Raw genomic sequence first — 23,101 nt, forward strand, 5'->3', positions numbered from 1 at the left:
AGAATTCCCTTCAACCCGGAAAAGCCGGAGTTTTCATGAAGAGCCATGCAAGGGTCGTCGTTATCGGGGGCGGCGTCGTCGGCTGCTCCGTCCTCTATCACCTCACGAAATTCGGCTGGACCGAAGTCGTGCTCGTCGAGCGCTCGGAGCTGACCTCCGGCTCGACCTGGCATGCGGCCGGCGGCATGCACACGATCAACGGCGATCCGAACGTCGCCAAGCTGCAGAAATACACCGTGGAGCTCTATAAAGAGATCCAGGACTATTCCGGCCAGGATATCGGCCTGCACATGACCTCGGGCATGATGCTGGCATCCACCAAGGATCGCTTCGACTGGATGAAGTCGATCCTCGCCAAGGGGCGCTATATGGGCCTCGATGCGCATCTCCTCACGCCGAAGGAGGCGCACGACCTGATGCCGCTGCTCGATCCCGACCAGTTCGTCGGCGCGGTGTTCGATCCCGTCGAGGGCCATCTCGATCCCTATGGCACGACGCATGCCTATGCCAAGTCGGCAAAGAGGAACGGCGCGGAGATCTATCTCCACACCAAGGTGGAAGACCTCGTGCAGCGCGAGGACGGCAGCTGGCGCATCATCACCGACAAGGGCGAGATCGTCGCCGAGCATGTCGTCAATTGCGGCGGCCTCTGGGCGCGCGAGATCGGCCGCATGGTCGGCCTCGAACTGCCTGTCCTTGCCATGGAGCACATGTATCTCATCACCGAGGACATGCCCGAGGTCATCGAATTCAACCGGACGCATGGCAAGGAGCTGATGCACTGCGTCGACTTCGACGGGGAGATCTATCTGCGCCAGGAGCGCAACGGCATGCTGATGGGCACCTATGAAAAGGCCTGCCGGCCCTGGTCGCCGCTCACCACGCCGTGGGATTTCGGCCATGAACTGCTGGAAGAGGACATTGCGCGAATCACCCCGGAGCTGGAGGTCGGCTTCCGGCACTTCCCGGCCTTCAACAGGGCCGGTATCAGGAAGATCATCAACGGTCCCTTCACCTTCTCGCCGGACGGCAACCCGCTCGTCGGGCCCGTGCGCGGCATGACGAACTTCTGGTCCGCCTGCGCCGTCATGGCCGGCTTCAGCCAGGGCGGCGGCGTGGGCCTGGCGCTTGCCAACTGGATGATCGACGGCGATCCCGGCTTCGACGTCTTCGCCATGGATGTCGCGCGCTACGGCGACTACGCGACGCTCGCCTACACCAATGCCAAGGTGCGGGAAAACTACTCGCGCCGCTTCTCCATCCGCTATCCCAACGAGGAGCTGCCGGCAGGCCGGCCGCTGCAGACGACGCCGATCTACGACAGGCTGAAGGCGGCCGGTGCCGTCTTCGGGGCGTCCTACGGTCTTGAGCAGCCGCTGTGGTTCGCGCCTGATGGCGTGGAGGACCGGTTCTCCTGGCGCCGCTCGACGGATTTCGAGACCGTCGGCGCGGAAGCCCGCGCGGTGCGCGAGGGCGTCGGCCTGATGGAGACCTCGGGCTTTGCGAAATATGCGGTGAGGGGCAGGGGCGCGGCGGCCTGGCTCGACCGGCTGCTCGCCTGCCGGCTGCCGGAACCGGGGCGCATGACGCTTGCGCCCATGCTGAAGGACGACGGAAAGCTCATCGGCGATTTCACGCTCGCCAAGCTCGGCGAGGGGGACTTCCTGCTGATCGGCTCGGGCATCGCCGAGGACTACCATATGCGCTGGTTCGAGACGCACCTGCCGCGGGATGGTTCCGTCACGCTGGAGGCGCTGAACCTCTCCCTCGTCGGCCTTGCCATCGCGGGGCCGAAGGCGCGCGAGGTGCTGGCGAAGCTGACGCACCGGGATGTTTCGACCGAGGCCTTCCCCTTCATGGCGGTACGCCGGATGGATCTCGGCATGGCGCCGGCCATCGTCGGGCGCGTCAGCTATACGGGCGATCTCGGCTACGAGATCTGGATGAAGCCGCAGTACCAGCGCTATCTCTACGACCTCATCCTCGAAGCCGGGGCCGAATTCGGCATCCGCCTGTTCGGCCTCAGGGCGCTCAATGCCCTGCGCCTCGAAAAGTCCTACGGCAGCTGGTCGCGCGAATATCGCCCGCTCTATGGTCCGGTCGAGGCGGGGCTGGAGCGATTCGTGGCGGTCGGCAAGGCGGCCGACTTCATCGGCAGGGAAGCGGCAAGGGCCGAACGGGAAACGGGCGGCGCGCTGCGGCTGCGCACCTTCGTCGTCGCGGCAAAGGACGCCGACGTCATCGGCGACGAGCCGATCTATCTCGACGGAGCGGTGCGCGGCTGGGTGACCTCGGGGGGCTATGCCCATGCCGCCGGCCTTTCGGTCGCGGTCGGCTATGTGCCGAAGGAGATCGCCGATGTCGAAACCGGCTGGTCGATCGAGCTTCTCGGCGAGATGCTGCCGGCGCGCCTGCAGGCCGAGCCGCTGTTCGATCCGTCCGGTGCGCGCATGCGCGGCTGATTTGTCCCGGCCCGTTGGGCGGTGCTCCGGATCGGGGCATCGCCGTTTGTGACTTTCGTGCATCTTTCTGGGCAAAAGCGCCGATTTTCCTGCCGATTTTTTGATTTGCGTGGCGTCAAATGCGCCATTTAACCGTCCTTGCTAAAGAAATTGTCGATCCCGGCTTTTTGGGCTTCCCTTTTGTATCGAAAGCGGTATGGAATCCCGACTGTCTAACAAGCTCGAAAAAGAGCGGCAAGAACAAGAGATGCGGCCCTCAGGAACCGCATCCGGGGGATAGCAAATGGAATATTTCGTCCAGCAGCTCGTCAATGGGCTGACGCTTGGATCTATTTATGGTTTGATAGCCATCGGCTACACCATGGTTTACGGCATCATCGGCATGATCAATTTCGCCCACGGCGATATCTTTATGCTGGGTGGATTCGCCGCTCTCATCATCTTCCTCGTCCTCACCAGCGTGTTCGTCGGCCTTCCGGTCGTCCTCCTGCTGCTGGTCATGATCGCCGCGGCCATGCTCACCGCATCGCTGTGGAACTGGACGATCGAGAAGGTGGCCTACCGGCCCTTGCGCGGCTCGTTCCGCCTGGCGCCGCTGATCACCGCAATCGGCATGTCGATCGCGCTGTCGAACTTCATCCAGGTCACGCAGGGTCCGCGCAACAAGCCGATCCCGCCGCTGGTGTCATCGGTCTACAACGTCTTCGGCATCTCGATCTCGTTGAAACAGCTGATCATCATGCTCCTGACGGTCATCCTGCTGACGACCTTCTGGTACATCGTCAACAAGACCTCGCTCGGCCGCGCCCAGCGCGCGACGGAACAGGATCGCAAGATGGCGGCGCTGCTCGGCATCGACGTCGACCGGACGATCTCGGTGACCTTCATCATGGGTGCCTCTCTCGCCGCCGTCGCCGGCACCATGTACCTGATGTATTATGGCGTGACCGTCTTCACCGACGGCTTCATTCCGGGCGTCAAGGCCTTCACGGCTGCGGTTCTCGGCGGTATCGGCTCGCTTCCGGGCGCCGTGCTCGGTGGTTTGCTCATCGGCCTCATCGAGAGCCTTTGGTCCGCCTACTTCACCATCGACTACAAGGACGTCGCGACGTTCTCCATCCTCGCCATCGTCCTGATCTTCAAGCCGTCCGGCATTCTCGGACGACCGGAAGTCGAGAAGGTTTGATCCATGTCCAACATTTCGAACACTCATGAGCGCGCCGGCGGGAACCTGACGGCGCAGGCTCTGCGCGAGGGCTTTTTCGCCGGCCTCGTCTCGCTCGGCCTCTTCGTCCTCTTCGTCGGTCTCGAGACCACGCAGAACATCCGCAACGAGCTCGTGCTGAACCAGCGCTGGGGACTGCTCGCGATCTTCGTGATCGTCGCCGCGGTCGGCCGCTTCCTCTCCGTCGCCTATCTGCGGCCCTGGCTTGCCGCCCGCAAGGCGGCCGCCGCGGCCAAGCCGGCGGAAGGCGAGGAAAGCTTCTTCAAGCGCAATTTCAGCAAGATCGCCATCGTCGCGCTGATCTTCTACCCGCCGATCATGGTCATGCTCTTCGGCGTGCAGGGCTCGCTGAAGTGGGTCGACAATTTCGGCATCCAGATCCTCATCTACGTGATGCTGGCCTGGGGCCTGAACATCGTCGTCGGCCTTGCCGGCCTGCTCGACCTCGGCTACGTCGCCTTCTATGCGGTCGGCGCCTATTCCTATGCGCTCCTTTCGCAGCAGTTCGGCTTCTCCTTCTGGATCCTGCTGCCGCTCGCCGGCATCCTTGCCGCCTTCTGGGGCATGATCCTCGGCTTCCCGGTGCTGCGCCTGAAGGGCGACTATCTCGCCATCGTGACGCTGGCCTTCGGTGAGATCATCCGTCTCGTGCTGATCAACTGGACGGAAGTCACCCGCGGCACCTTCGGCGTCTCCGGCATTCCCAAGGCGTCCGTCTTCGGCATCTGGTCGTTCGACGTCAGCGCGCCGAACAACTTCGCCAAGGCCTTCGACCTGCCGATGTCCTCGGCCTACTACAAGATCTTCCTCTTCTATCTCATCCTGGCGCTGGCGCTGCTCACCGCCTATGTGACGATCCGCTTGCGCCGCATGCCGATCGGCCGCGCCTGGGAAGCGCTGCGCGAGGACGAGATCGCCTGCCGTTCGCTCGGCATCAACACGGTGACGACCAAGCTGACGGCCTTCTCCATCGGCGCGATGTTCGGCGGCTTCGCCGGCTCCTTCTTCGCCGTGCGCCAGGGCTTCGTCTCGCCGGAAAGCTTCGTCTTCCTCGAATCGGCGATCATCCTCGCCATCGTGGTCCTCGGCGGCATGGGCTCGCTCGTCGGCATCGCCGTCGCGGCGGCCGTGATGGTCGGCGGCACCGAGCTCTTGCGCGAGATGACCTTCCTGAAGCAGATCTTCGGGCCCGACTTCACCCCGGAACTCTACCGCATGCTGATCTTCGGCCTTGCCATGGTCACCGTCATGGTCTGGAAGCCGCGCGGCTTCGTCGGAAGCCGTGAGCCGACCGCCTTCCTCAGGGAGCGCAAGGCGGTCTCCGGCAACTTCACCAAGGAAGGGCACGGCTGATGGCCCTCGGTGCGAACACGGTAGCGACGAACACGATGACGAACGATCCCATCCTCAAGGTCGAGCATCTGTCGATGCGCTTCGGTGGCCTCATGGCCATCAACGATCTGTCCTTCGAAGCGCAGCGCGGCGAGATCACGGCCCTCATCGGCCCGAACGGCGCCGGCAAGACCACGGTCTTCAACTGCGTCACCGGCTTCTACAAGCCGACCATGGGCATGATCACCATGCGCCAGAAGGCGGGCAAGGAGTTCCTTCTGGAACGCATGGCCGACTTCGAGATCACCCGTGACGCGAAGGTGGCGCGCACCTTCCAGAACATCCGGCTCTTCTCGGGCCTGACGGTCCTGGAAAACCTGCTCGTCGCCCAGCACAACATGCTGATGAAGGCCTCCGGCTATACGATCCTCGGCCTGCTCGGCTTGCCGGCCTACAAGCACGCCTCGGCGGAATCGATCGAGATCGCCAAGCACTGGCTGGAAAAGGCGCATCTCATCGAGCGCGCGGACGACCCGGCCGGCGACCTGCCCTATGGCGCGCAGCGGCGTCTCGAAATCGCCCGCGCCATGTGCACGGGGCCGGAATTCCTGTGCCTCGACGAACCGGCGGCGGGCCTCAACCCGCGCGAATCGCTGGCGCTCAACGAACTCCTGCGCTCCATCCGCAAGGACAGCGGCACGTCGATCCTGCTCATCGAGCACGACATGTCGGTGGTGATGGAGATCTCCGACCATGTGGTCGTGCTCGAATACGGGCAGAAGATCTCGGACGGCACGCCGGACCATGTGAAGAACGATCCGAAGGTTATCGCGGCCTATCTCGGCGTTGAAGATGATGAGGTCGAAGAGGTGATCGAGGAAATCGAGGTGATCGCGGAGAGCGAAGGCACTGAAGGAGGATCGCACTGATGAGCGATACACTTCTCAGCGTTCAGGGCGTGCAGACCTATTACGGCAATATCCGCGCGCTGGCCGGGGTCGATGTCGAGGTGAAGAAGGGCGAGATCGTCTCGCTGATCGGCGCGAACGGCGCCGGCAAGTCGACCCTGATGATGACGATCTGTGGCAGCCCGCAGGCCCGTACGGGCACCGTCACCTTCGACGGCGAGGACATCACCCGCCTGCCGACGCATCTCATCGCCCGCCGCCGCATCGCGCAGTCGCCGGAAGGACGCCGCATCTTCCCGCGCATGACAGTCTATGAAAATCTCCAGATGGGCGCGAGCCTCGACAATCTGAAGTATTTCAACGAGGACGTGGAAAAGATCTTCACGCTCTTCCCGCGCCTCAAGGAGCGCCAGAGCCAGCGCGGCGGCACGCTTTCGGGCGGCGAGCAGCAGATGCTCTCCATCGGCCGCGCGCTGATGGCGCGTCCGAAGCTCCTGCTGCTCGACGAACCCTCGCTCGGCCTTGCGCCGCTGATCGTCAAGGGCATCTTCGACGCGATCAAGAAGCTCAACCAGAACGAGGGCCTCACCGTGTTCCTCGTCGAGCAGAACGCCTTCGCCGCACTCAAACTCTCCGACCGGGCCTATGTGATGGTCAACGGGCAAGTGACGATGAGCGGTTCAGGCAAGGAACTTCTGGCCAATCCGGAAGTGCGTGCCGCCTATCTCGAAGGCGGCCGGCACTGAGGATGGTCCCGCGCAGGACCCGCAAGGATCCTGCGCCGATCCTGGGATTTACGGCGACCGTCGCGCATCCTGAACGACGCGCGGTGCTGTAAGGGGAGTATGTGTTATGCAAGGAATTCTCTACGAAGAACCGTCGATCTGGCAGTTCCTGTTCATCACCGTCATCATGGGCGGCTGGACGGCCTGGCGCACCGGCAAGAGCGTTGCCGAGAACTGGCAGAGCTACGCCACGCTGGTCATCTACGTGCTTCTGCTCGGCGGGGCGATCCGTTTCGTTCACCACGCGCTGTTCCACGGCACCATGCTGACGGTGCAATACTATGTCGTGGACACGGTCGTGCTTTTGTTGTTTGCTACGCTCGGCTACCGCTACTACCGCACGCGGCAGATGACCAACAACTACTACTGGCTCTATGAAAAGGCATCGCCCTTTTCCTGGAAAGCCAAATAGCCAGAGGGAAGCCCGCGGCCGGCCTCCGGTCGCGGTATAACGATATCGGCGCAATGATGCGGGTGTTGCGACCGGTTGAAACGAGCCCGCTTTTAAATTTGGGAGTAACAATATGAAGAAGTCTCTCATGTCGGCTGTTGCTTTGGCTGCAATGGTCGCCTTCAGCGGCAGCGCCTGGGCCGACATCCTGATCGGCGTCGGCGGCCCGCTGACCGGTCCGAACGCCGCCTTCGGCGCGCAGCTCCAGAAGGGTGCCGAGCAGGCTGCTGCCGACATCAACGCAGCCGGCGGCATCAATGGCGAGCAGGTCAAGATCGTGCTCGGCGACGACGTTTCCGACCCGAAGCAGGGCGTTTCGGTCGCCAACAAGTTCGTTGCCGACGGCGTGAAGTTCGTGGTTGGCCACTTCAACTCGGGCGTCTCCATCCCGGCTTCGGAAATCTATGCCGAAAACGGCGTGCTGCAGGTCTCCCCGGCCTCGACCAACCCGACCTACACGGAGCGCGGCCTGTGGAATACGTTCCGCGTGTGCGGTCGTGACGACCAGCAGGGTGCCGTTGCCGGCGCCTTCATCGCGGCGAACTTCAAGGACGCCAAGGTTGCCGTCCTGCATGACAAGACGCCGTACGGCCAGGGCCTTGCCGACGAAACCAAGAAGGCGACGAACGAAGCCGGCATCACCGAAGCCATCTACGAAGGCGTCAATGTCGGCGACAAGGACTTCTCCGCTCTCATCGCCAAGATGAAGGAAGCCGGCGTAACGGTCGTCTATTGGGGCGGTCTGCACACCGAGTTCGGCCTCATCGAGCGTCAGGCCGCCGACCAGGGCCTGAAGGCCCAGTTCATCTCGGGCGACGGTATCGTCTCGAACGAACTGGCCTCGATCGCCGGCGACGCCGTCGACGGCACGCTGATGACCTTCGCTCCGGATCCGCGCAAGAACCCGGCCGCCAAGGACCTCGTCGAGAAGTTCCGCGCTGCCGGCTTCGAGCCGGAAGCCTACACGCTCTATGCTTACGCAGCCGTTCAGGTTATCGCTGAAGGTGCCAAGGCTGCCGGCGGCGTAGACCCGCAGGCCATTGCCGAAGCCATCAAGTCCAAGGGCCCGTTCCAGACCGCCATCGGCGAACTCGGCTTCGACGAAAAGGGCGACATCACCCGTCCGGACTACGTCCTCTACACCTGGAAGAAGGGTGAAGACGGCAAGTACACCTACGTGCAGAACGAGTAGTCGTTCTGCCGGAACGGGCGGCGCATTGCACGCCGCCCGGCCGCCTGACCTTAAGCCCGGCCTTCGCGCCGGGCTTTTTTGTCGCCGACGGGGCGCGGCGGCGGCGTGGCCCCGGCTGGGGACTTGCGCGGCAAGGCGCCCTGGTGGAACCTGCAGCAAAGGGGATCGGGCGCTGCCTCCCCATGTCCCGACATCCGGTACTGACTGTCATGAACGTCTATGCGAAATCTGGTCATGAAGAGGAGGCGCCTTCCGGGCGCCTTCAGCGCGCGCGCGGGCATGGGCGGCTTGCCGCGAAGGCCTCCGCCGCCGGCACGCGGCTCGACGTGCTCTTCCAGGAGGGCTGCGCCAAGATCCGCCTGCCGAAGACCTTCGACGGCACGATGGAGGCGGTGCTGATCAACACGGCCGGCGGGCTCACTGGCGGGGACCGCATCGCTTGGGAGCTCGAGGCCCGTGGCGGAACGCGCCTGACGGCGACGACACAGGCCTGCGAGCGGGCCTACAAGGCGCAGGCCTCCACGGCGACGGTTGAGACCCGCATTGCCGTCGGCGCGGGCGCGCGGGTCGACTGGCTGCCGCAGGAGACAATTCTTTTCGACCAGGCTGCGCTCGAGCGCCGGTTGGAGGTGGACCTTGCCGGAGACGCCACGTTCCTTGCGGTCGAGGCCATCCTCCTCGGCCGCAAGGCGATGGGCGAGCGCATGGAGACGGGCCTTTTCCGCGATCGCTGGCGCATCCGCCGCGCCGGACGGCTGATCCATGCGGAGGAAACGGCGCTTGCCGGCAGCGTCGCGGCGCTGGCGGTCGAGGCGGCGGTGCTGGCCGGCGCCCGTGCCTTTGCCACCGTGCTCTTTTGCGGCCGCGCTGCCGAGGCGCATGTGGAGCCGCTGCGCCGGCTGCTGGCGGACGGGGAGGGTGGCGTCAGCCAGTGGCAGGACAAGCTCGTCCTGCGCCTCGTCGCGCCCGACGGCTTTGCGCTGAGAAAAAAGCTCATCCCGATCATTTCGCACTTGCGTGGCGGCGCGGGCGTACCGAAAGTCTGGACTCTCTGATCCGCGCGGTTTCGCGCCGGGTTCCTGTTTTGCGTATGTCGTGCGCGCAAAACCCCTGCTTAGTATCGCACGATAGGAATCAAGCGATGGACCGCCCATGAACCTGACCCCCCGCGAAAAGGACAAACTGCTGATTGCCATGGCGGCGATCGTGGCGCGCAAGCGGCTGGAGCGCGGCGTGAAGCTCAACCATCCCGAGGCGATCGCGCTGATCACCGATTTCGTCGTCGAGGGCGCGCGTGACGGCCGCGCCGTCGCCGAACTGATGGAGGCGGGTGCCCATGTGCTGACGCGCGACCAGGTGATGGAGGGCATTCCCGAGATGATCCACGACATTCAGGTCGAGGCGACCTTTCCCGACGGCACGAAGCTCGTGACCGTGCACGAACCGATCAGGTGAGACCATGCTGGACCTTCGACCGAACTGCGAATGCTGCGACCGCGACCTGCCGCCGGAAAGCAAGGAGGCGATGATCTGCACGTTCGAATGCACCTTCTGCGCCGATTGCGTGGCGGGCGTCCTGGGCGGCAGCTGCCCGAATTGCGGCGGTGAATTCGTGCGCCGGCCGGTCCGGCCCGCGGCGCTGCTCGCAAAATATCCGGCATCCACCAGGCGGGTCCTGAAAGCCGAAGGCTGCGGATCGGCCGCGGCAGCATGAGGAAGGCACCATGATCCCCGGTGAAGTCATTGCCGCTCCAGGCGATATCGAACTCAATGCCGGCCTGCCGGTCACCACCCTTGACGTTTCCAATACCGGTGACAGGCCGATCCAGGTCGGCAGCCACTACCATTTCTACGAGACCAATCCGGGCCTCGCCTTCGACCGGGAGAAGACGCGGGGCCTGCGCCTCGATATTCCTGCCGGCACGGCGGTGCGCTTCGAGCCGGGGCAGACCCGCACGGTCCATCTCATCCCCTTTGCCGGCAAGCGCGAAATCTACGGTTTCCGCCAGAACGTTATGGGGAAGCTCTGACATGATGACGCGTTCCCGCCTCATGCTCGCCGCGACGTTTCTTCTGCTTTCCGCCCCGCTGGCCGCCGCGCAGGATGGCGAGCCTGAGGTCGATTGCGAAAACGCCCAGGTGCAGATCGAGATGAACATCTGCGCCGACCGCGACTACCAGGCTGCCGACGGTGAACTGAATGCCGCCTACAAGGCGGCCATGGCCGCGGCGCGCGAGATGGACGAACAGGCCGGGGAGATGGGCGAGCACTATGTCGGCGCCGCCGACGCGCTGAAGCGCGCCCAGCGCGCCTGGATCGGCTACCGGGATGGCCAGTGCGAACTGGCCGGCTTCGAGGCGCGCGGCGGCTCGATGGAGCCGATGCTGGTCTCCGGCTGCCTTGCCGATCTGACGCGCAAGCGCACGGCCGAACTGAAGGCCGTCTCCGCCATCTCCGGAAACTGAGGAGGCTGGCTGTGTCACGCAGGATCATCATCGTCGGAAACGGTCCCGTGCCCGAAGGGGTCGCGGAAGCTATCGATGCCGCCGATGTCGTGATCCGCTTCAACGACTGCCGCTCCATCGGGCGTGGCGGTGAAAGGACCGACATCGTCGCCGTCTGCAACACCGGTCGCCCGGCCCTGGCGATGCTCGGCGGCGGACGGTGGAAGACGAGCGCCGCCGTGCGGCAGGCGCGCGAGATCTGGTGCGTGAGGACGGCGGAGGTGTTCGCCGCCATGCGCCCGGCGCTTGCCGCACGCCATCCCGATCTCGACGATTTCTGTGACGACTACACGCTCGGCTTCGAGACGTTCGCGCGCGCCACCGGCCGGCGACTCGCTGTGGTCCCGGCCGCGGTGCATCACGCGCTCGATGCCGCCCTGGCCGCTTTCGATCCGCCGCCCTATGTGGTGCCGAGCTCCGGGCTGATCGTCATTGCCCATGTGCTCGACACCGCCGCGAAGGCGGGCGGGCGCGTCTCCATCGCCGGTTTCGGTCATGAGGGCTGGCAGTGGCACCCCTTTGCCGCGGAACGGCGCTGGGTGGATGCCCAGGTCGCCGCCGGCCGTCTCGATCGCCTGGAGCATGCCCGGTGAACTCCGGTTCGCGGGAAATGCCCGAGGGTTTTTATCGCATTGTCCGACGCCGGAGCGATGTCGCCCCGGCCGGCAAGGCTCCAGACCATCTGAACAAGACTCCTGCCTCCCGGGGAAGCTGACCATGTCCTACAGAATGTCCCGCGCCGCCTATGCCAACATGTTCGGCCCGACCGTCGGCGACAGGGTGCGCCTTGCCGATACCGAGCTCTTCGCCGAGGTGGAGAAGGACTTCACCACCTATGGCGACGAGGTGAAGTTCGGCGGCGGCAAGGTCATCCGCGACGGCATGGGCCAGAGCCAGGCGACGCGTGCCGAAGGGGCCGTCGATACGGTCATCACCAATGCGCTGGTCATCGACCATACCGGCATCTTCAAGGCCGATGTGGGCCTCAAGGACGGTCGCATCGCCGCCCTCGGCAAGGCGGGCAACCCGGATACACAGCCCGGCGTCACCATCATCGTCGGTCCCTCGACGGAGGTGATCGCGGGCGAGGGCAAGATCCTCACGGCGGGCGGCATGGATGCCCATATCCACTATATCTGCCCGCAGCAGATCGAGGAAGCGCTGGCGAGCGGCATCACCATGATGCTCGGCGGCGGCACCGGCCCGGCGCATGGCACGCTTGCCACCACCTGCACCGGCGCCTGGCATATCGAGCGCATGATCGAGAGCTTCGATGCCTTTCCGATGAACCTGGCGCTCGCCGGCAAGGGCAATGCCTCGCTGCCGGCGGCCATCGAGGAAATGGTGAAGGCCGGGGCCTCTGCGCTGAAACTGCACGAGGATTGGGGCACGACGCCGGCGGCGATCGACTGCTGCCTTTCCGTCGCGGACGATTACGACGTGCAGGTGATGATCCATACGGACACGCTGAACGAAAGCGGCTTCGTCGAGGACACGATGGCCGCCATCAGGGGCCGCACCATCCATGCCTTCCACACCGAGGGGGCAGGCGGCGGGCATGCGCCGGATATCATCAAGGTCTGCGGCCATGCCAATGTCATCCCGTCCTCGACCAATCCGACGCGGCCCTACACGGTCAACACGATCGCCGAGCATCTCGACATGCTGATGGTCTGCCATCACCTGTCGGCGTCGATCCCGGAAGACATCGCCTTTGCCGAGAGCCGCATCCGCAAGGAGACGATCGCGGCGGAGGACATTCTGCACGATATCGGCGCCTTCTCGATCATCTCGTCCGACAGCCAGGCGATGGGCCGCGTCGGGGAAGTGGCGATCCGCACCTGGCAGACCGCCGACAAGATGAAGCGCCAGCGCGGCCGCCTTGCCGGCGAGACGGGCGAGAACGACAACCTGCGCATCCGCCGCTATATCGCGAAATACACGATCAACCCGGCGATCGCCCATGGCCTCAGCCACGAGATCGGCTCGATCGAGGTCGGCAAGCGGGCGGACCTTGTGCTGTGGAACCCGGCCTTCTTCGGCGTGAAGCCGGACATGGTGCTGCTCGGCGGGGTGATCGCCATGGCGCCGATGGGCGACCCGAACGCCTCGATCCCTACACCGCAGCCGGTGCACTATCGCCCGATGTTCGGCGCCTTCGGCAAGATGCGCACCAATTCCTCCGTCACCTTCGTCTCGCAGGCGGCGATCGATCTCGGCCTGCGCGAGCGGCTCGGCGTCGCCAAGCAGCTCCTGCCGGTGCGCAACACCCGGGCCATCTCCAAGGCTTCGATGGTGCTGAACGACCTGACGCCGCATATCGAGGTGGACCCGGAGACCTACGAGGTGCGGGCGCACGGCGAACTGCTGACCTGCGAGCCCGCGACCGTGCTGCCCATGGCGCAGCGCTACTTCCTTTTCTAGGCCGCCGCCCGCCACGCGTCTTTCCGCAAATCCCTTAACGGAAGTTTCAAAACGGGACAGTTAAACTTCTAGCGAAGGCATTAGCTGAATCTGAAAGAAAGTGCCGTAGGGTCTCCTTGTTCATTGTGGAGAGTTTTATGCGTGGCAGGCTGGCCCTTTGGCTGAGGGCCCAGTGGGAGGCGGGTGTCTTCCAGACGCGGGCCGATATTTCGATGTTCGTGCTGAACACCGTGCTGGTGGCCATCACGCTCGCCACCGCGGCGTATCTGATGGTCGCGGCCATCCTCGCGAATTTTCACCTTCTCCCCTATCCCTTTGCCTCCGCCCTCGGTTTCGGCACGTCCACAGCGGTGCTGATCGCGGCGAGCGTATCGGCCCTGATTGCCTGGCTCCTGGGAATAGCGATCCACGGAATGGCGCTGTCGCGCGCCGAGTTCGAGCGGCTCAGCCGGCTGGATTCGCTTTCGGGCCTCCTCAACCGGCGGGCCTTCGTCGAGGACATGGCGGAGAAAAGGGTTAACGGTTTCTTCGTGCTGTTCGATGTCGACCGGTTCAAGCTCGTCAACGATACGCATGGCCATGCGGTGGGGGACGCTGTCATCGTCGCCATCGCGGAGGAGCTGGAGCGGGTGTTCGCATCCCCGCATCTCGTCGGGCGTTTCGGCGGCGAGGAGTTTGCCGTCTTCATCGAGAACGACGATCGCGGGGATTGCAGCCTTCTGGTGGAGGAGGCACGCCGTTCCGTGGCCGCGCGCCGGGTCGAGACCGACAGGGGGCCGATCGGCGTCACGCTGTCGGCCGGTATTGCCGATCGGCCCGTGGGCCGTCGGTTCGAGGCGGTCTTCGAGGCGGCGGACCGGGCGCTCTATCTCGCCAAGTCGCTCGGCCGCGACCGGACGATCCATGAGGACGAGGGCGAGGGGCTGCTGGAGCCGAGCCGCCGTGTCGCGGCCGGCGGACGCCGGCGCTGATGGCGCCCCTACGTCAAATGACGTAGGGCGGTGCTTCGGCGGTTTCCTTCACGGGACAAACATGCTTTTGTCGGCGGGACTTGATCCACCGAGACCAGAGGCCGCCTCTTGCCCTATCGCTCCACGGAAATCCTGCCGCGCGGAACCGGCGGAACCCGCACGCCCATCGATGCCGTCGTTCTGGCACACGACCAGCGCCATGTGCGCCGCAAGCTCCTGCACATGCGCAGCGACGATGTCGTGATGCTCGATCTCAAGGAGCCGGTGCAGCTTGCCCATGGCGACCTCCTGCTCACCGAAGCGGGCGAGGTGATCGAGGTCATCGCCGCCGAGGAGGAGCTCCATGAGGTGACGCCGAAGGATCGCCTGCATCTCGTCGAGCTTGCCTGGCACCTCGGCAACCGGCACTTGCCGGCACAGATCGAGGATGCCCGCATCCTCATCCTGCGCGACCATGTCATCCGGGACATGCTGACCGGGCTCGGCGCCGCGGTGCGGGATGTCGTCGAACCCTTCCATCCGCTGCGTGGCGCCTATCACGGCACGGGACACGGCCATCACCATCACGGCCATGGCTGACACGGCGTCGCCCGCGGCCCTGGTGCGCCTGATGACCTGGCTCTCGCCAGCCTTTCCGATCGGCGCCTTCTCCTATTCCGGCGGCCTGGAACAGGTGGTGAGCGACGGGGATATCGAGGATGCTCAGACCCTTGGCGCCTGGCTTTCGAGCCTTCTTGCGCATGGCAATCTCTGGAACGACGCGGTGCTTTTTGCCGAGGCACATCGGGCCTGCGGGGATGCGGCGCGGCTGGCGGCGGTCGCTGAACTCGCGGCGGCGCTGTCGGGCTCGGCGGAGCGGCATCGCGAAACCATGCTGCAGGGCGAGGCCTTCCTCGCCGCCGCGGCGAGCTGGCCGCATCCGGTGCTGGCGGCGCTCGGCAGCGCAGCCGCCTATCCGGTGGCCGTCGGCGCCGTTTCGGGCGGCCACGGCATTGCGGCCGAGGCGGCGCTCGCCGCCTATCTGCACGCCGTTGCCTCGAACCTCGTCTCGGTCGCCATCCGCTGCGGCGTCATCGGCCAGCGGGACGGCGTGGCGCTGCTGGCGGAGCTGGAAGGGCAGATCCTCACGCTCGCCACCGCCGCGGCCCGCTCGATGCTCGACGATCTCGGTTCGGCCGCCATCCGGGCGGATATCGCCAGCCTGCGGCACGAGACGCTGGCGACGCGGCTGTTCCGCTCATGACGGCGCTTGCGGCTGCGTGCAACGCGGCGCAGATTTCCAATAAAGGGGTGGTTGCGTTCCAAGCCGGTCATCCCGGATCTTTCGGAGGCTTCCCATGACATCAAAGAACGGTCCCCTGCGCGTCGGTATCGGCGGCCCCGTCGGCTCGGGCAAGACGGCGCTCACCGAAAAGCTCTGCAAGGCGATGCGCGAGCATTTTTCCGTCGCGGTCGTCACCAACGACATCTACACGAAGGAGGACGCCGAGGCGCTGGTGCGCATGCAGGCGCTCTCCTCGGACCGCATCGTCGGCGTGGAGACGGGCGGCTGCCCGCACACGGCGATCCGCGAGGACGCCTCGATCAATCTCCAGGCCATTGCCGACCTCAACCGGCGTTTCCCCGATCTGGATGTTGTCTTCATCGAATCGGGCGGCGACAATCTGGCCGCCACCTTCTCGCCGGACCTCGCGGACCTGACGATCTATGTCATCTCGGTCTGCCAGGGGGAGGAAATCCCGCGCAAGGGCGGGCCGGGCATCACGCGCTCGGACCTGCTGGTCATCAACAAGAAGGACCTCGCCCCCCATGTCGGGGCCGATCTCGATGTCATGCAGCGCGATGCCGAACGCATGCGGGCCGCTAGGCCCTTCGTCTTTTCCGATATGAAGCGGGGGGAGGGCGTCGGACGCATCGTCGACTTCCTGCGTGTCGAGGGCGGGCTCTGATCCCGCCCCGGCGAGGGTACGTCAGATCCGGCGCAGGGCCTCCGGGTCGCCGATATGGACGAGGCGGCCGCGGACATTGACGCTGTGGCCCCGCAGCATGGAGAAGGCGCGTGACAGTGCCTCGGGCGCCAGTCCCAGCTTTCCGGCAAGCAGGCTCTTCTGGTAGGGCAGGCGGAAGCTGGTGGCCTTGTCTTCCGCCGGGCACTGGGCGAGCAGATAGCGCGCCACGCGCTGCGGTGCGGTGTGCAGGCGATCGTCGGCAAGGCTGGCGAAGGCCCGCGCCAACTGGCCGGAGAGCGCGTTGGCGAGCGCCATCGCCAGGTCCGGCCGCCGCCCGGCGATGTCGCGCACGCGCTTCAGGTCGAAACGGGCGATGAGGGAGGGCTCGGCCGCCTGTGCGGTCGCCCCGTAGCGGCCGCCGTCGAGCACGACGCTGGCGCCGATCAGGTCGCCGGGACCGTAGAGCTCCACATCCGCCTCCCGGCCGTCCGGGTCCAGCTTGTAGACGCGCACATAGCCGGAGAGAACGGAATGCAGCATGTCCGCCGGCTCACCCTCGCGAAACAGCATCTGGCGCGCCGGCAGGTTGCCGATGGCCGCTATCTCCATCATCGCCGCCACGCTCTCCACGCCAAGGGCGGACAGGAGGCCGGAATTCAGCAGGGTTTCCCGTTCCCGGGCACCGGGTTTCATCAGCCTGTTCATCGATCTCACTCCATGCTCCCGCAGGCATCATCGGTCTTCGATGGGAGAACGATAGTCGAGGAAGGGGAAGTCTTATTTGATTTCGATCAATGAACGCGAAAACGGCCGGCTCGACAGGTGTCGAGCCGGCCGTTTGTTTCGTCCGGCGGCTATTCCGCGGCCAAGGGCGAGTGGTGCACGACGCTGAACGGCTTTCGCTCGCCGTTTTTCTTCTCGAGCGTCTCGATGCGCTTTTCGAGATCGGCGACATCGCGGCTCGTCTGGTCGGCAAGGCGGGTCAGCGCTTCCGGCTCCATCGCCAGCAACTCATTGTCCTTCTTGCCGACGAAGCGGCCGAACGTCCAGGCGAGCAGGCGGGAAAGGTCGTCCATGATGAGGAAGAAGGACGGCACGACGACGAGCGAGAGCACCGTCGAGACGATGATGCCGCCGATGACGGCGATCGCCATGGGCGAGCGGAAGGAGCCGCCTTCGCCGACGCCGAGCGCCGAGGGCAGCATGCCCGCCGACATGGCGATGGAGGTCATGACGATGGGGCGGGCGCGCTTGCGGCCGGCCTCGATCATCGCATGCACCCGCTCCATGCCGTGGTGCATCATCTCGATGGCGAAGTCGACGAGCAGGATGGCGTTCTTCGTCACGATGCCCATCAGCATGAGGATGCCGATGAGGACGGGCATGGACAGCGCGTTCTGCGTCAGGATCAGCCCGGCCGCCACGCCGCCGATCGCGAGCGGTAGCGACAGGAGGATCGTGAACGGCTGGATCACATCCTTGAAGAGCAGGATCAGCACCATCAGCACGAGCAGCAGGCCGAGCAGCATGGCATTGGCGAAGGACTGCTGCATTTCCGTCTGCACTTCGGCGTCGCCGCTTTCGGTGAACTGCACGGTGGGCGGCATGTCGATGCTGTTCGCGATCTCCTTGAAGCGGGCGGTCGCCGTGTCCAGCGCAACGCCCTGCTTGAGGTCCGAACCGATCGAGACGACGCGGTTGCGGTTGTGTCGCTTCACCGAGCTCGGACCTTCCGAATAATCGATGTCGGCGACGCTCGACAGCGGCACGAACTGGCCGGCCGCCGTCTGGATCTTCAGGTTGCGGATGGCCGAGAGATCGGCGCGGAAGTCGCGGTCGACCTGCACGCGGATCGGGATCAGGCGGTCGTCCAGCGAGACCTTGCTGAGCTGGGAATCGATGTCGCCGATGGTGGCGACCCGCACGATCTCCGAGATTTGCGCCGTGGTGATGCCGAGGCGGGCCATCTGGTCGTCGCGCGGACGGATCTGCAGTTCCGGCCGCGGCAGTGAGCCTTCGGAGCTGACATTTGCCAGAACCGGATCGGCGCGCAGCTTCGATTCCAGCACGGCGACGGTGTTGGCGAGGTCCGCCTCGTTATTGGACAGGAGGTTGAAGGCAAGGTCCCGCTCGCCGCGGTCGTTGAGCTTGATGACGCGCACATCCGGAATGTCGCGCAGGTCGGCGAAGAGCTCCCGCTCGATATCCCATTGCGGACGCAGGCGGCCCTTCGCCTCCATCTTCGGCAGATAGGCGCCGATGACGGGGATCCGGCCGAGCACGTCGTTCACCAGCTTGTGGGTGAGCGAATGCTCCAGCTTGTCGAGGATGACGGTCACCGAGGCGCGGCGCAGTTCGAGGTCGCCCTTCGGCGAGGAGCCGCCGAGCACGAAGACGCTTTCCACGCCGTCGATGTCCTTGATCCGTTCATAGATCTGCGTGGTGGTGCGGTCGGTATCCTCCAGCATCGCATCCGGCGGCAGCTCGACGGACAGCACGATGCGGGACGCGTCTTCCGGTGGCAGGAAGCTGCCGGGCACGGTGGAAAGCAGCATCACCGAGCCGATGAGGAAGGCGATGGCGGCAAAGAGCGTCGCATAGCGCGCATACCAGGTGCCCGTCGTCTTGCCGATGAGCCAGGTATAGAAGCGCATGAAGGCGCCTTCCTTCTCCTCGCCATGGCCGTCCGCATCGCCGGAGCGCATGAGATAGGCCGCCATGACAGGCGTGATGAGGCGCGCCACCGCAAGGGAGAAGAACACGGCCACCGCGACCGTCAGGCCGAACTGGATGAAATACTGGCCCGGAATGCCCGGCATGAAGGAGACCGGCACGAAGACCGCGATGATGGTGAAGGTCGTCGCGATGACGGCGAGGCCGATCTCGTCGGCGGCCTCGATCGCGGCCCGGTAGGGCGTCTTGCCCATGCGGATATGCCGGGCAATGTTCTCGATCTCCACGATCGCGTCGTCGACGAGGATGCCGGTCGCCAGCGTCAGCGCCAGGAACGAGACGAGGTTCAGCGAGAAGCCGAGCATGTCCATGACGAAGAAGGTGGGGATCGCCGAAAGCGGCAGGGCGACGGCCGAAATCAGCGTCGCCCGCCAGTTGCGCAGGAAGAGCAGCACGACGGCGACGGCGAGCAAGGCGCCCTCCAGCAGCGTGTGCAGGGCCGCTTCATAATTGCCGTAGGTGAAGTAGACGGCATCGTCGACCAGTTCGATCGAGACATCCGGATATTGCTTGCGCACCGTATCGAGCGATGTCGCGACGGATTCGGCGACCGTCACTTCGCTGGCGCCCTTGGAGCGGAAGACGGCGAAGGTGACGACCGGGTTGCCGTTGAAGCGCGAGAAGGAGCGCGGCTCCTCGTAGGTGTCGGTGACCGTGCCAAGCTCGGAAAGCCGCACGAAGCGGCCGTTCGGCAGGGCGATCATCGTGCTTTCGAGCTTTTCGACGGAGCGGGCGTCGCCGAGCGTGCGGATCGCCTGCTCCGCGCCGGCGACCTGGCCGCGGCCCGAACCGACATCGGCATTCATGCTGCGGATCTGCCGGTTCACGTCGGCGGCGGAAATGCCGAAGGAATCGAGCTTGCCCGGATTGAGGTCGATGCGCACCTCGCGGTCGGCGCCGCCGAAGCGGTCGATCTTGCCGATGCCCGGCCGGCCCTGCAGGGCGCGCTTGACCTTGTCATCGACGAACCAGGAGAGCTCCTCGAGCGTCATGTTGGGCGAGGAGACGGCGAAGGTCTGGATCGCCTGGCCTTCCACGTCGATCTTGGTGACGACCGGTTCCTCCACGGAGGCCGGCAGGTCGCTGCGGATACGGTCGATCGCGTCCTTGACGTCCTGCAGCGCCTGGTTGGTCGGCTTCTCGATCTCGAAAAGCACGGAGGTGACGGAACTGCCGTCCGTGACCGTCGACATGATGTGGTCGACGCCCTCGATGCCGGCGACCGCGTCCTCGATCTCCTTGGTGACCTGGACCTCCAACTCGGCCGGGGCGGCGCCGCTCTGCTCCACGCTGATGGCGATGAGAGGGACGTCGATATTGGGAAAGCGCGTGATCGGCAGGGCGTAGAAGGATTGGATGCCGACATACATCAGCAGGAAAAATGCGAGCAGCGGCGCAATCGGATTGCGAATGGACCAAGCTGAAAAATTCATGTCCCCAAAGTCCTCGATAAGAGACCAGACGTTTCCGTATGTTTCGGCGCAGTTCCGCGGCGCAAGCCAAGCTGCGCCCTTGCCGATCCTGCTCCAGGCATCCAGCCCAATCCCGGATCGCCCGCCATGCGACCGGGCGCCCCAGCCCGGCATTGCCTCCCGCCTTGCGCGGAAGCGGCCCCGCCGCAGCGGAGCCCTCCTGTCATTTCGTCGCCGAGGCCTGCACGGCATGCACCGGATTGATGCGGTCGCCCTCGCGGACATAGGCACCGGCCTTGGCGACCACCTCGTCGCCGGCCGCAAGGCCGCTGACGATCTCGATCACCTGGCCGTCCTGGATGCCGGTTTCGACCGGCACCAGCTTGACCACGCCGCCCTCGACCTTGCGGGCGACCGTCTTGCCGCCCGCAGTCGTGACGGCGGAGAGCGGCAGCACGACGCCTTCCTTTTCCTCGACGACGATTTGCGCGCTGGCGAACATGCCGGCGCGTGCCTTGCCGGGTTCGTCGAAGCGGATATAGACGCGGCCGAGGCGGCTTTGCGGGTCGAGCGTCGGCTCGACGAGGCGGATCGTGCCGGTAAGCGTGGCGGCCCCGCCGGCGAGCGTGACGGTCGCCTTCTGGTCCGGGGCGAGCTTGAGGATGCCGTCCTCGGAGACGTCGGCCTTCAGCTCGATCTCGCCGTCGCGAATGACGGTGAAGAGCGGTGCGGCCGCGCCGCTCGCGATCGCGCCGATCTTGGCCGTGCGGGCCGAGACGATGCCGGCGACCGGCGACTTCACCGCAGTGCGGGCAAGCTTCAGGTCGATGTCGTCGATCTGCGACTGGGCGACCTTGATGTCGGCCTGCGAAACGGCGATCGCCTGCTCGGCGGAATTGACGCGGGCGAGCGCCGCATCCGCGGCGGCAACGGCCTGGTCGGCGGCGGCCTGCGACTGCGAGCCGGACTTGACGAGCCGCTGCGCCCGGTCGCGGACGCGCACGGCCTCATCGGCATTGGCCTTGGCCTCGACGAGCTGGGCCTCAATCTGGGCGAGGGCGGCATTCGCCTTGGCAAGCGAGGCTTCGGTCTGGCTCTTCTGCAGCACCAGCGCATCGTCGTTCAGCGTGGCGAGCGTGCCGCCCGCCTCGACCCGGTCGCCGACATCGGCGGCAAGCGTGCGGATGGAGAGGCCTTCGACGAGCGGGGTGACATAGACGTCTTCAACCGCCTGGACCGAGCCGGTCGCAACCACGCGATCGACCAGCGTGCGCGTTTCAGCGGCGGTGACGACGATTGCCGGGAGGTTTTGCGCCTGCTGCTTGTCGGCCTCGCCCTCCGCCGGATCGGCGGCAAGAGCGAAAAGCGGCGTCACCGTCAAGAATGTCGCGACGGAAAAAGAGAGAACTTTCCTGCGTCCAGAAGCCATAGGCCGAACTTTCCCAAAAGCATGACTTTATGATCTCGGCCCGGGCGCTGTTCTTGAGGTTCTTGCCGGACCCTATTTCCTAGCAATATGGCGGACACGGAACGGCTCCCCGGCTCCTCCACGCTCCCGCTGTGCGGTCTATGTAGTCGGCGCGCCCTGTCCTTGCAAGAGGCAACGAAATGGTGCCTCATTATTTTATGCGTTTGGCATTTCGATGGCAATCGCGACGGACTGTCGCAACCGGGCCGCGATCTTGCGGCCCTCGAAACGAAACATGCGGGGCCTGAGGCCCCGCATGTCGCGCGATCAGGCGGGAGGGCTACTTCAGCGCTTCGTCGGTGATCTCATGCGTCCAGGCGCCTTCCGGCTCCTTGGAGATGACCGGATCGGAACCGCCGGCGAGCAGCGAGGCGACGGTGCGCTTGTAGTCCGCCTCGTCGAGCGCGCCGTTGGAACCGGCCGTCAGCTTGGCGATCTCGCCCATCATGCGCTTCTGGTGCGCTTCGGTCTGGGCGCCGGTCGAATCGTTTTCGAGAACGATGTCGGCGGCTTCGTCCGGGTTCTCCTCGGCATATTTCCAGCCCTTCATGGAGGCGCGCACGAACTTGACCATCTTCTCCTTGAAGGCGGCGTCCTTGAGCTTGTCCTCCAGCACGTAGAGGCCGTCCTCCAGCGTGGCCACACCCTGGTCTTCGTACTTGAAGGTGACGAGATCCTCCGGCTTGATGCCCGCATCGAGGACCTGGCCGTACTCATTGTAGGTCATGGTGGAGATGCAGGCGGCCTGCTTCTGGATCAGCGGATCGACGTTGAAGCCCTGCTTCAGCACGGTCACGCCGTCCGGTCCGCCGTCGGTCGGGATCTTCAGGTGGCTCATCCAGGAGAGGAAGGGATATTCGTTGCCGAAGAACCAGACGCCGAGCGTCTTGCCCTTGAAGTCCTCCGGCCCCTTGACGCCGGATTCCTTCAAACAGGTCAGCATCATGCCCGAGGACTTGAAGGGCTGGGCGATGTTGACGAGCGGCACGCCTTTTTCGCGGGTGGCAAGGGCGGACGGCATCCAGTCGACGATGACGTCGGCGCCGCCGCCGGCGATCACCTGGGCGGGCGCGATGTCCGGTCCGCCCGGCTTGATTTCCACGTCGAGGCCTTCTTCTTCGTAAAAGCCCTTGTCCTTCGCGACGTAGTAGCCGGCGAACTGGGCCTGGGTCACCCATTTCAGCTGGAGCGTCACCTTGTCGGCGGCCTCGGCCTGGAACGCGGCAAGCGAGAAGGCGCTTGCCAAAAGGAGCGATGCGATCTTCGTTTTCATGTCAGTTCCCT

At 65.1% G+C, this 23,101-nt stretch carries 22 protein-coding genes; 18 read left to right on the forward strand and 4 right to left on the reverse strand.

The window, feature by feature from the left end; genetic code table 11:
- Positions 1–35 precede the first annotated feature (35 nt).
- The 18 genes from MUU56_RS16975 (at position 36) to ureG (ending at position 16,204) form a co-directional block, all read left to right on the forward strand.
- Positions 36–2,462, forward strand: coding sequence for a GcvT family protein (locus MUU56_RS16975; protein ID WP_244768460.1), 2,427 nt, complete (start codon positions 36–38; stop codon positions 2,460–2,462).
- A 283-nt stretch (positions 2,463–2,745) separates the two neighbouring features.
- A complete protein-coding gene (locus MUU56_RS16980) occupies positions 2,746–3,648 on the forward strand; it encodes a branched-chain amino acid ABC transporter permease (protein WP_244768461.1) in 903 nt (300 codons plus the stop codon).
- Positions 3,649–3,651: 3 nt separating this feature from the next.
- Positions 3,652–5,040 (forward strand): high-affinity branched-chain amino acid ABC transporter permease LivM, encoded by a 1,389-nt coding sequence (gene livM / locus MUU56_RS16985; protein WP_244768462.1) that lies wholly within the window; start codon positions 3,652–3,654, stop codon positions 5,038–5,040.
- Positions 5,040–5,948 (forward strand): ABC transporter ATP-binding protein, encoded by a 909-nt coding sequence (locus tag MUU56_RS16990; RefSeq protein WP_244768463.1) that lies wholly within the window; start codon positions 5,040–5,042, stop codon positions 5,946–5,948. Before livM ends, MUU56_RS16990 begins: the two co-directional genes overlap by 1 nt.
- Positions 5,948–6,673 carry an ABC transporter ATP-binding protein gene (locus tag MUU56_RS16995; RefSeq protein WP_398433110.1) on the forward strand — a complete coding sequence of 242 codons (726 nt, stop codon included), beginning with the start codon at positions 5,948–5,950 and terminating at the stop codon, positions 6,671–6,673. The genes MUU56_RS16990 and MUU56_RS16995 overlap by 1 nt, the downstream gene beginning before the upstream one ends.
- Before the next feature lie 106 nt (positions 6,674–6,779).
- Positions 6,780–7,124 carry a DUF6867 family protein gene (locus tag MUU56_RS17000; RefSeq protein WP_244768464.1) on the forward strand — a complete coding sequence of 115 codons (345 nt, stop codon included), beginning with the start codon at positions 6,780–6,782 and terminating at the stop codon, positions 7,122–7,124.
- Between the two features lie 112 nt (positions 7,125–7,236).
- Positions 7,237–8,355, forward strand: coding sequence for a branched-chain amino acid ABC transporter substrate-binding protein (locus MUU56_RS17005; RefSeq protein WP_244768465.1), 1,119 nt, complete (start codon positions 7,237–7,239; stop codon positions 8,353–8,355).
- 209 nt (positions 8,356–8,564) lie between these two features.
- Positions 8,565–9,410 carry an urease accessory protein UreD gene (locus MUU56_RS17010; RefSeq protein ID WP_244768466.1) on the forward strand — a complete coding sequence of 282 codons (846 nt, stop codon included), beginning with the start codon at positions 8,565–8,567 and terminating at the stop codon, positions 9,408–9,410.
- Between the two features lie 97 nt (positions 9,411–9,507).
- Positions 9,508–9,810, forward strand: a complete 303-nt coding sequence (locus tag MUU56_RS17015; protein ID WP_064331014.1) for an urease subunit gamma — start codon at positions 9,508–9,510, stop codon at positions 9,808–9,810.
- Between the two features lie 4 nt (positions 9,811–9,814).
- Positions 9,815–10,069: a DUF1272 domain-containing protein gene (locus tag MUU56_RS17020; RefSeq protein ID WP_244768467.1), complete on the forward strand. Its 255-nt coding sequence runs from the start codon at positions 9,815–9,817 to the stop codon at positions 10,067–10,069.
- 10 nt (positions 10,070–10,079) lie between these two features.
- A complete protein-coding gene (locus MUU56_RS17025; RefSeq protein WP_244768468.1) occupies positions 10,080–10,385 on the forward strand; it encodes an urease subunit beta in 306 nt (101 codons plus the stop codon).
- A 4-nt stretch (positions 10,386–10,389) separates the two neighbouring features.
- Positions 10,390–10,821, forward strand: a complete 432-nt coding sequence (locus MUU56_RS17030) for a lysozyme inhibitor LprI family protein (RefSeq protein WP_398433118.1) — start codon at positions 10,390–10,392, stop codon at positions 10,819–10,821.
- 5 nt (positions 10,822–10,826) lie between these two features.
- Complete coding sequence (locus MUU56_RS17035; RefSeq protein WP_280531097.1) at positions 10,827–11,453, forward strand: Urease operon accessory protein; 627 nt, start codon at positions 10,827–10,829, stop codon at positions 11,451–11,453.
- 124 nt (positions 11,454–11,577) lie between these two features.
- Positions 11,578–13,284, forward strand: a complete 1,707-nt coding sequence (ureC, locus tag MUU56_RS17040) for an urease subunit alpha (RefSeq protein WP_244768470.1) — start codon at positions 11,578–11,580, stop codon at positions 13,282–13,284.
- Between the two features lie 137 nt (positions 13,285–13,421).
- Positions 13,422–14,255 (forward strand): GGDEF domain-containing protein, encoded by an 834-nt coding sequence (locus MUU56_RS17045; protein WP_244768471.1) that lies wholly within the window; start codon positions 13,422–13,424, stop codon positions 14,253–14,255.
- A gap of 108 nt (positions 14,256–14,363) precedes the next feature.
- The gene (gene ureE / locus MUU56_RS17050) at positions 14,364–14,834 is read left to right on the forward strand and encodes an urease accessory protein UreE (RefSeq protein ID WP_244768472.1); all 471 of its coding nucleotides are present in this window, start codon (positions 14,364–14,366) and stop codon (positions 14,832–14,834) included.
- The gene (locus tag MUU56_RS17055; protein WP_244768473.1) at positions 14,827–15,498 is read left to right on the forward strand and encodes an urease accessory protein UreF; all 672 of its coding nucleotides are present in this window, start codon (positions 14,827–14,829) and stop codon (positions 15,496–15,498) included. Before ureE ends, MUU56_RS17055 begins: the two co-directional genes overlap by 8 nt.
- A gap of 94 nt (positions 15,499–15,592) precedes the next feature.
- Positions 15,593–16,204, forward strand: a complete 612-nt coding sequence (gene ureG, locus MUU56_RS17060) for an urease accessory protein UreG (RefSeq protein WP_050744079.1) — start codon at positions 15,593–15,595, stop codon at positions 16,202–16,204.
- 21 nt (positions 16,205–16,225) lie between these two features.
- On the opposite strand, the gene MUU56_RS17065 is transcribed toward ureG, so the two are convergent.
- The 4 genes from MUU56_RS17065 to MUU56_RS17080 all read right to left on the reverse strand — a co-directional run bounded on the left by MUU56_RS17065 (position 16,226) and on the right by MUU56_RS17080 (position 23,090).
- Positions 16,226–16,909, reverse strand: coding sequence for a Crp/Fnr family transcriptional regulator (locus tag MUU56_RS17065; RefSeq protein ID WP_244768474.1), 684 nt, complete (start codon positions 16,907–16,909; stop codon positions 16,226–16,228).
- A 149-nt stretch (positions 16,910–17,058) separates the two neighbouring features.
- Positions 17,059–20,370 (reverse strand): efflux RND transporter permease subunit, encoded by a 3,312-nt coding sequence (locus MUU56_RS17070; RefSeq protein ID WP_244768475.1) that lies wholly within the window; start codon positions 20,368–20,370, stop codon positions 17,059–17,061.
- A 202-nt stretch (positions 20,371–20,572) separates the two neighbouring features.
- A complete protein-coding gene (locus MUU56_RS17075; RefSeq protein WP_398433102.1) occupies positions 20,573–21,778 on the reverse strand; it encodes an efflux RND transporter periplasmic adaptor subunit in 1,206 nt (401 codons plus the stop codon).
- A gap of 319 nt (positions 21,779–22,097) precedes the next feature.
- Positions 22,098–23,090 (reverse strand): ABC transporter substrate-binding protein, encoded by a 993-nt coding sequence (locus MUU56_RS17080; RefSeq protein WP_244768477.1) that lies wholly within the window; start codon positions 23,088–23,090, stop codon positions 22,098–22,100.
- Positions 23,091–23,101 lie beyond the last annotated feature (11 nt).

The sequence above is a fragment of the Shinella yambaruensis genome (genome assembly GCF_022899355.1).
In the GTDB taxonomy this organism is placed as follows: domain Bacteria; phylum Pseudomonadota; class Alphaproteobacteria; order Rhizobiales; family Rhizobiaceae; genus Shinella; species Shinella yambaruensis.

Bases quoted from the DNA above. Each gene is read 5' to 3' on its own strand.
- MUU56_RS16975 (WP_244768460.1), top strand. From the start codon at position 36: ATGAAGAGCCATGCAAGGGTCGTCGTTATCGGGGGCGGCGTCGTCGGC.
- MUU56_RS16980 (WP_244768461.1), top strand. From the start codon at position 2,746: ATGGAATATTTCGTCCAGCAGCTCGTCAATGGGCTGACGCTTGGATCT.
- livM (WP_244768462.1), top strand. From the start codon at position 3,652: ATGTCCAACATTTCGAACACTCATGAGCGCGCCGGCGGGAACCTGACG.
- MUU56_RS16990 (WP_244768463.1), top strand. From the start codon at position 5,040: ATGGCCCTCGGTGCGAACACGGTAGCGACGAACACGATGACGAACGAT.
- MUU56_RS16995 (WP_398433110.1), top strand. From the start codon at position 5,948: ATGAGCGATACACTTCTCAGCGTTCAGGGCGTGCAGACCTATTACGGC.
- MUU56_RS17000 (WP_244768464.1), top strand. From the start codon at position 6,780: ATGCAAGGAATTCTCTACGAAGAACCGTCGATCTGGCAGTTCCTGTTC.
- MUU56_RS17005 (WP_244768465.1), top strand. From the start codon at position 7,237: ATGAAGAAGTCTCTCATGTCGGCTGTTGCTTTGGCTGCAATGGTCGCC.
- MUU56_RS17010 (WP_244768466.1), top strand. From the start codon at position 8,565: ATGAACGTCTATGCGAAATCTGGTCATGAAGAGGAGGCGCCTTCCGGG.
- MUU56_RS17015 (WP_064331014.1), top strand. From the start codon at position 9,508: ATGAACCTGACCCCCCGCGAAAAGGACAAACTGCTGATTGCCATGGCG.
- MUU56_RS17020 (WP_244768467.1), top strand. From the start codon at position 9,815: ATGCTGGACCTTCGACCGAACTGCGAATGCTGCGACCGCGACCTGCCG.
- MUU56_RS17025 (WP_244768468.1), top strand. From the start codon at position 10,080: ATGATCCCCGGTGAAGTCATTGCCGCTCCAGGCGATATCGAACTCAAT.
- MUU56_RS17030 (WP_398433118.1), top strand. From the start codon at position 10,390: ATGACGCGTTCCCGCCTCATGCTCGCCGCGACGTTTCTTCTGCTTTCC.
- ureC (WP_244768470.1), top strand. From the start codon at position 11,578: ATGTCCTACAGAATGTCCCGCGCCGCCTATGCCAACATGTTCGGCCCG.
- MUU56_RS17045 (WP_244768471.1), top strand. From the start codon at position 13,422: ATGCGTGGCAGGCTGGCCCTTTGGCTGAGGGCCCAGTGGGAGGCGGGT.
- MUU56_RS17055 (WP_244768473.1), top strand. From the start codon at position 14,827: ATGGCTGACACGGCGTCGCCCGCGGCCCTGGTGCGCCTGATGACCTGG.
- ureG (WP_050744079.1), top strand. From the start codon at position 15,593: ATGACATCAAAGAACGGTCCCCTGCGCGTCGGTATCGGCGGCCCCGTC.
- MUU56_RS17065 (WP_244768474.1), bottom strand. From the start codon at position 16,909: ATGAACAGGCTGATGAAACCCGGTGCCCGGGAACGGGAAACCCTGCTG.
- MUU56_RS17070 (WP_244768475.1), bottom strand. From the start codon at position 20,370: ATGAATTTTTCAGCTTGGTCCATTCGCAATCCGATTGCGCCGCTGCTC.
- MUU56_RS17075 (WP_398433102.1), bottom strand. From the start codon at position 21,778: ATGGCTTCTGGACGCAGGAAAGTTCTCTCTTTTTCCGTCGCGACATTC.
- MUU56_RS17080 (WP_244768477.1), bottom strand. From the start codon at position 23,090: ATGAAAACGAAGATCGCATCGCTCCTTTTGGCAAGCGCCTTCTCGCTT.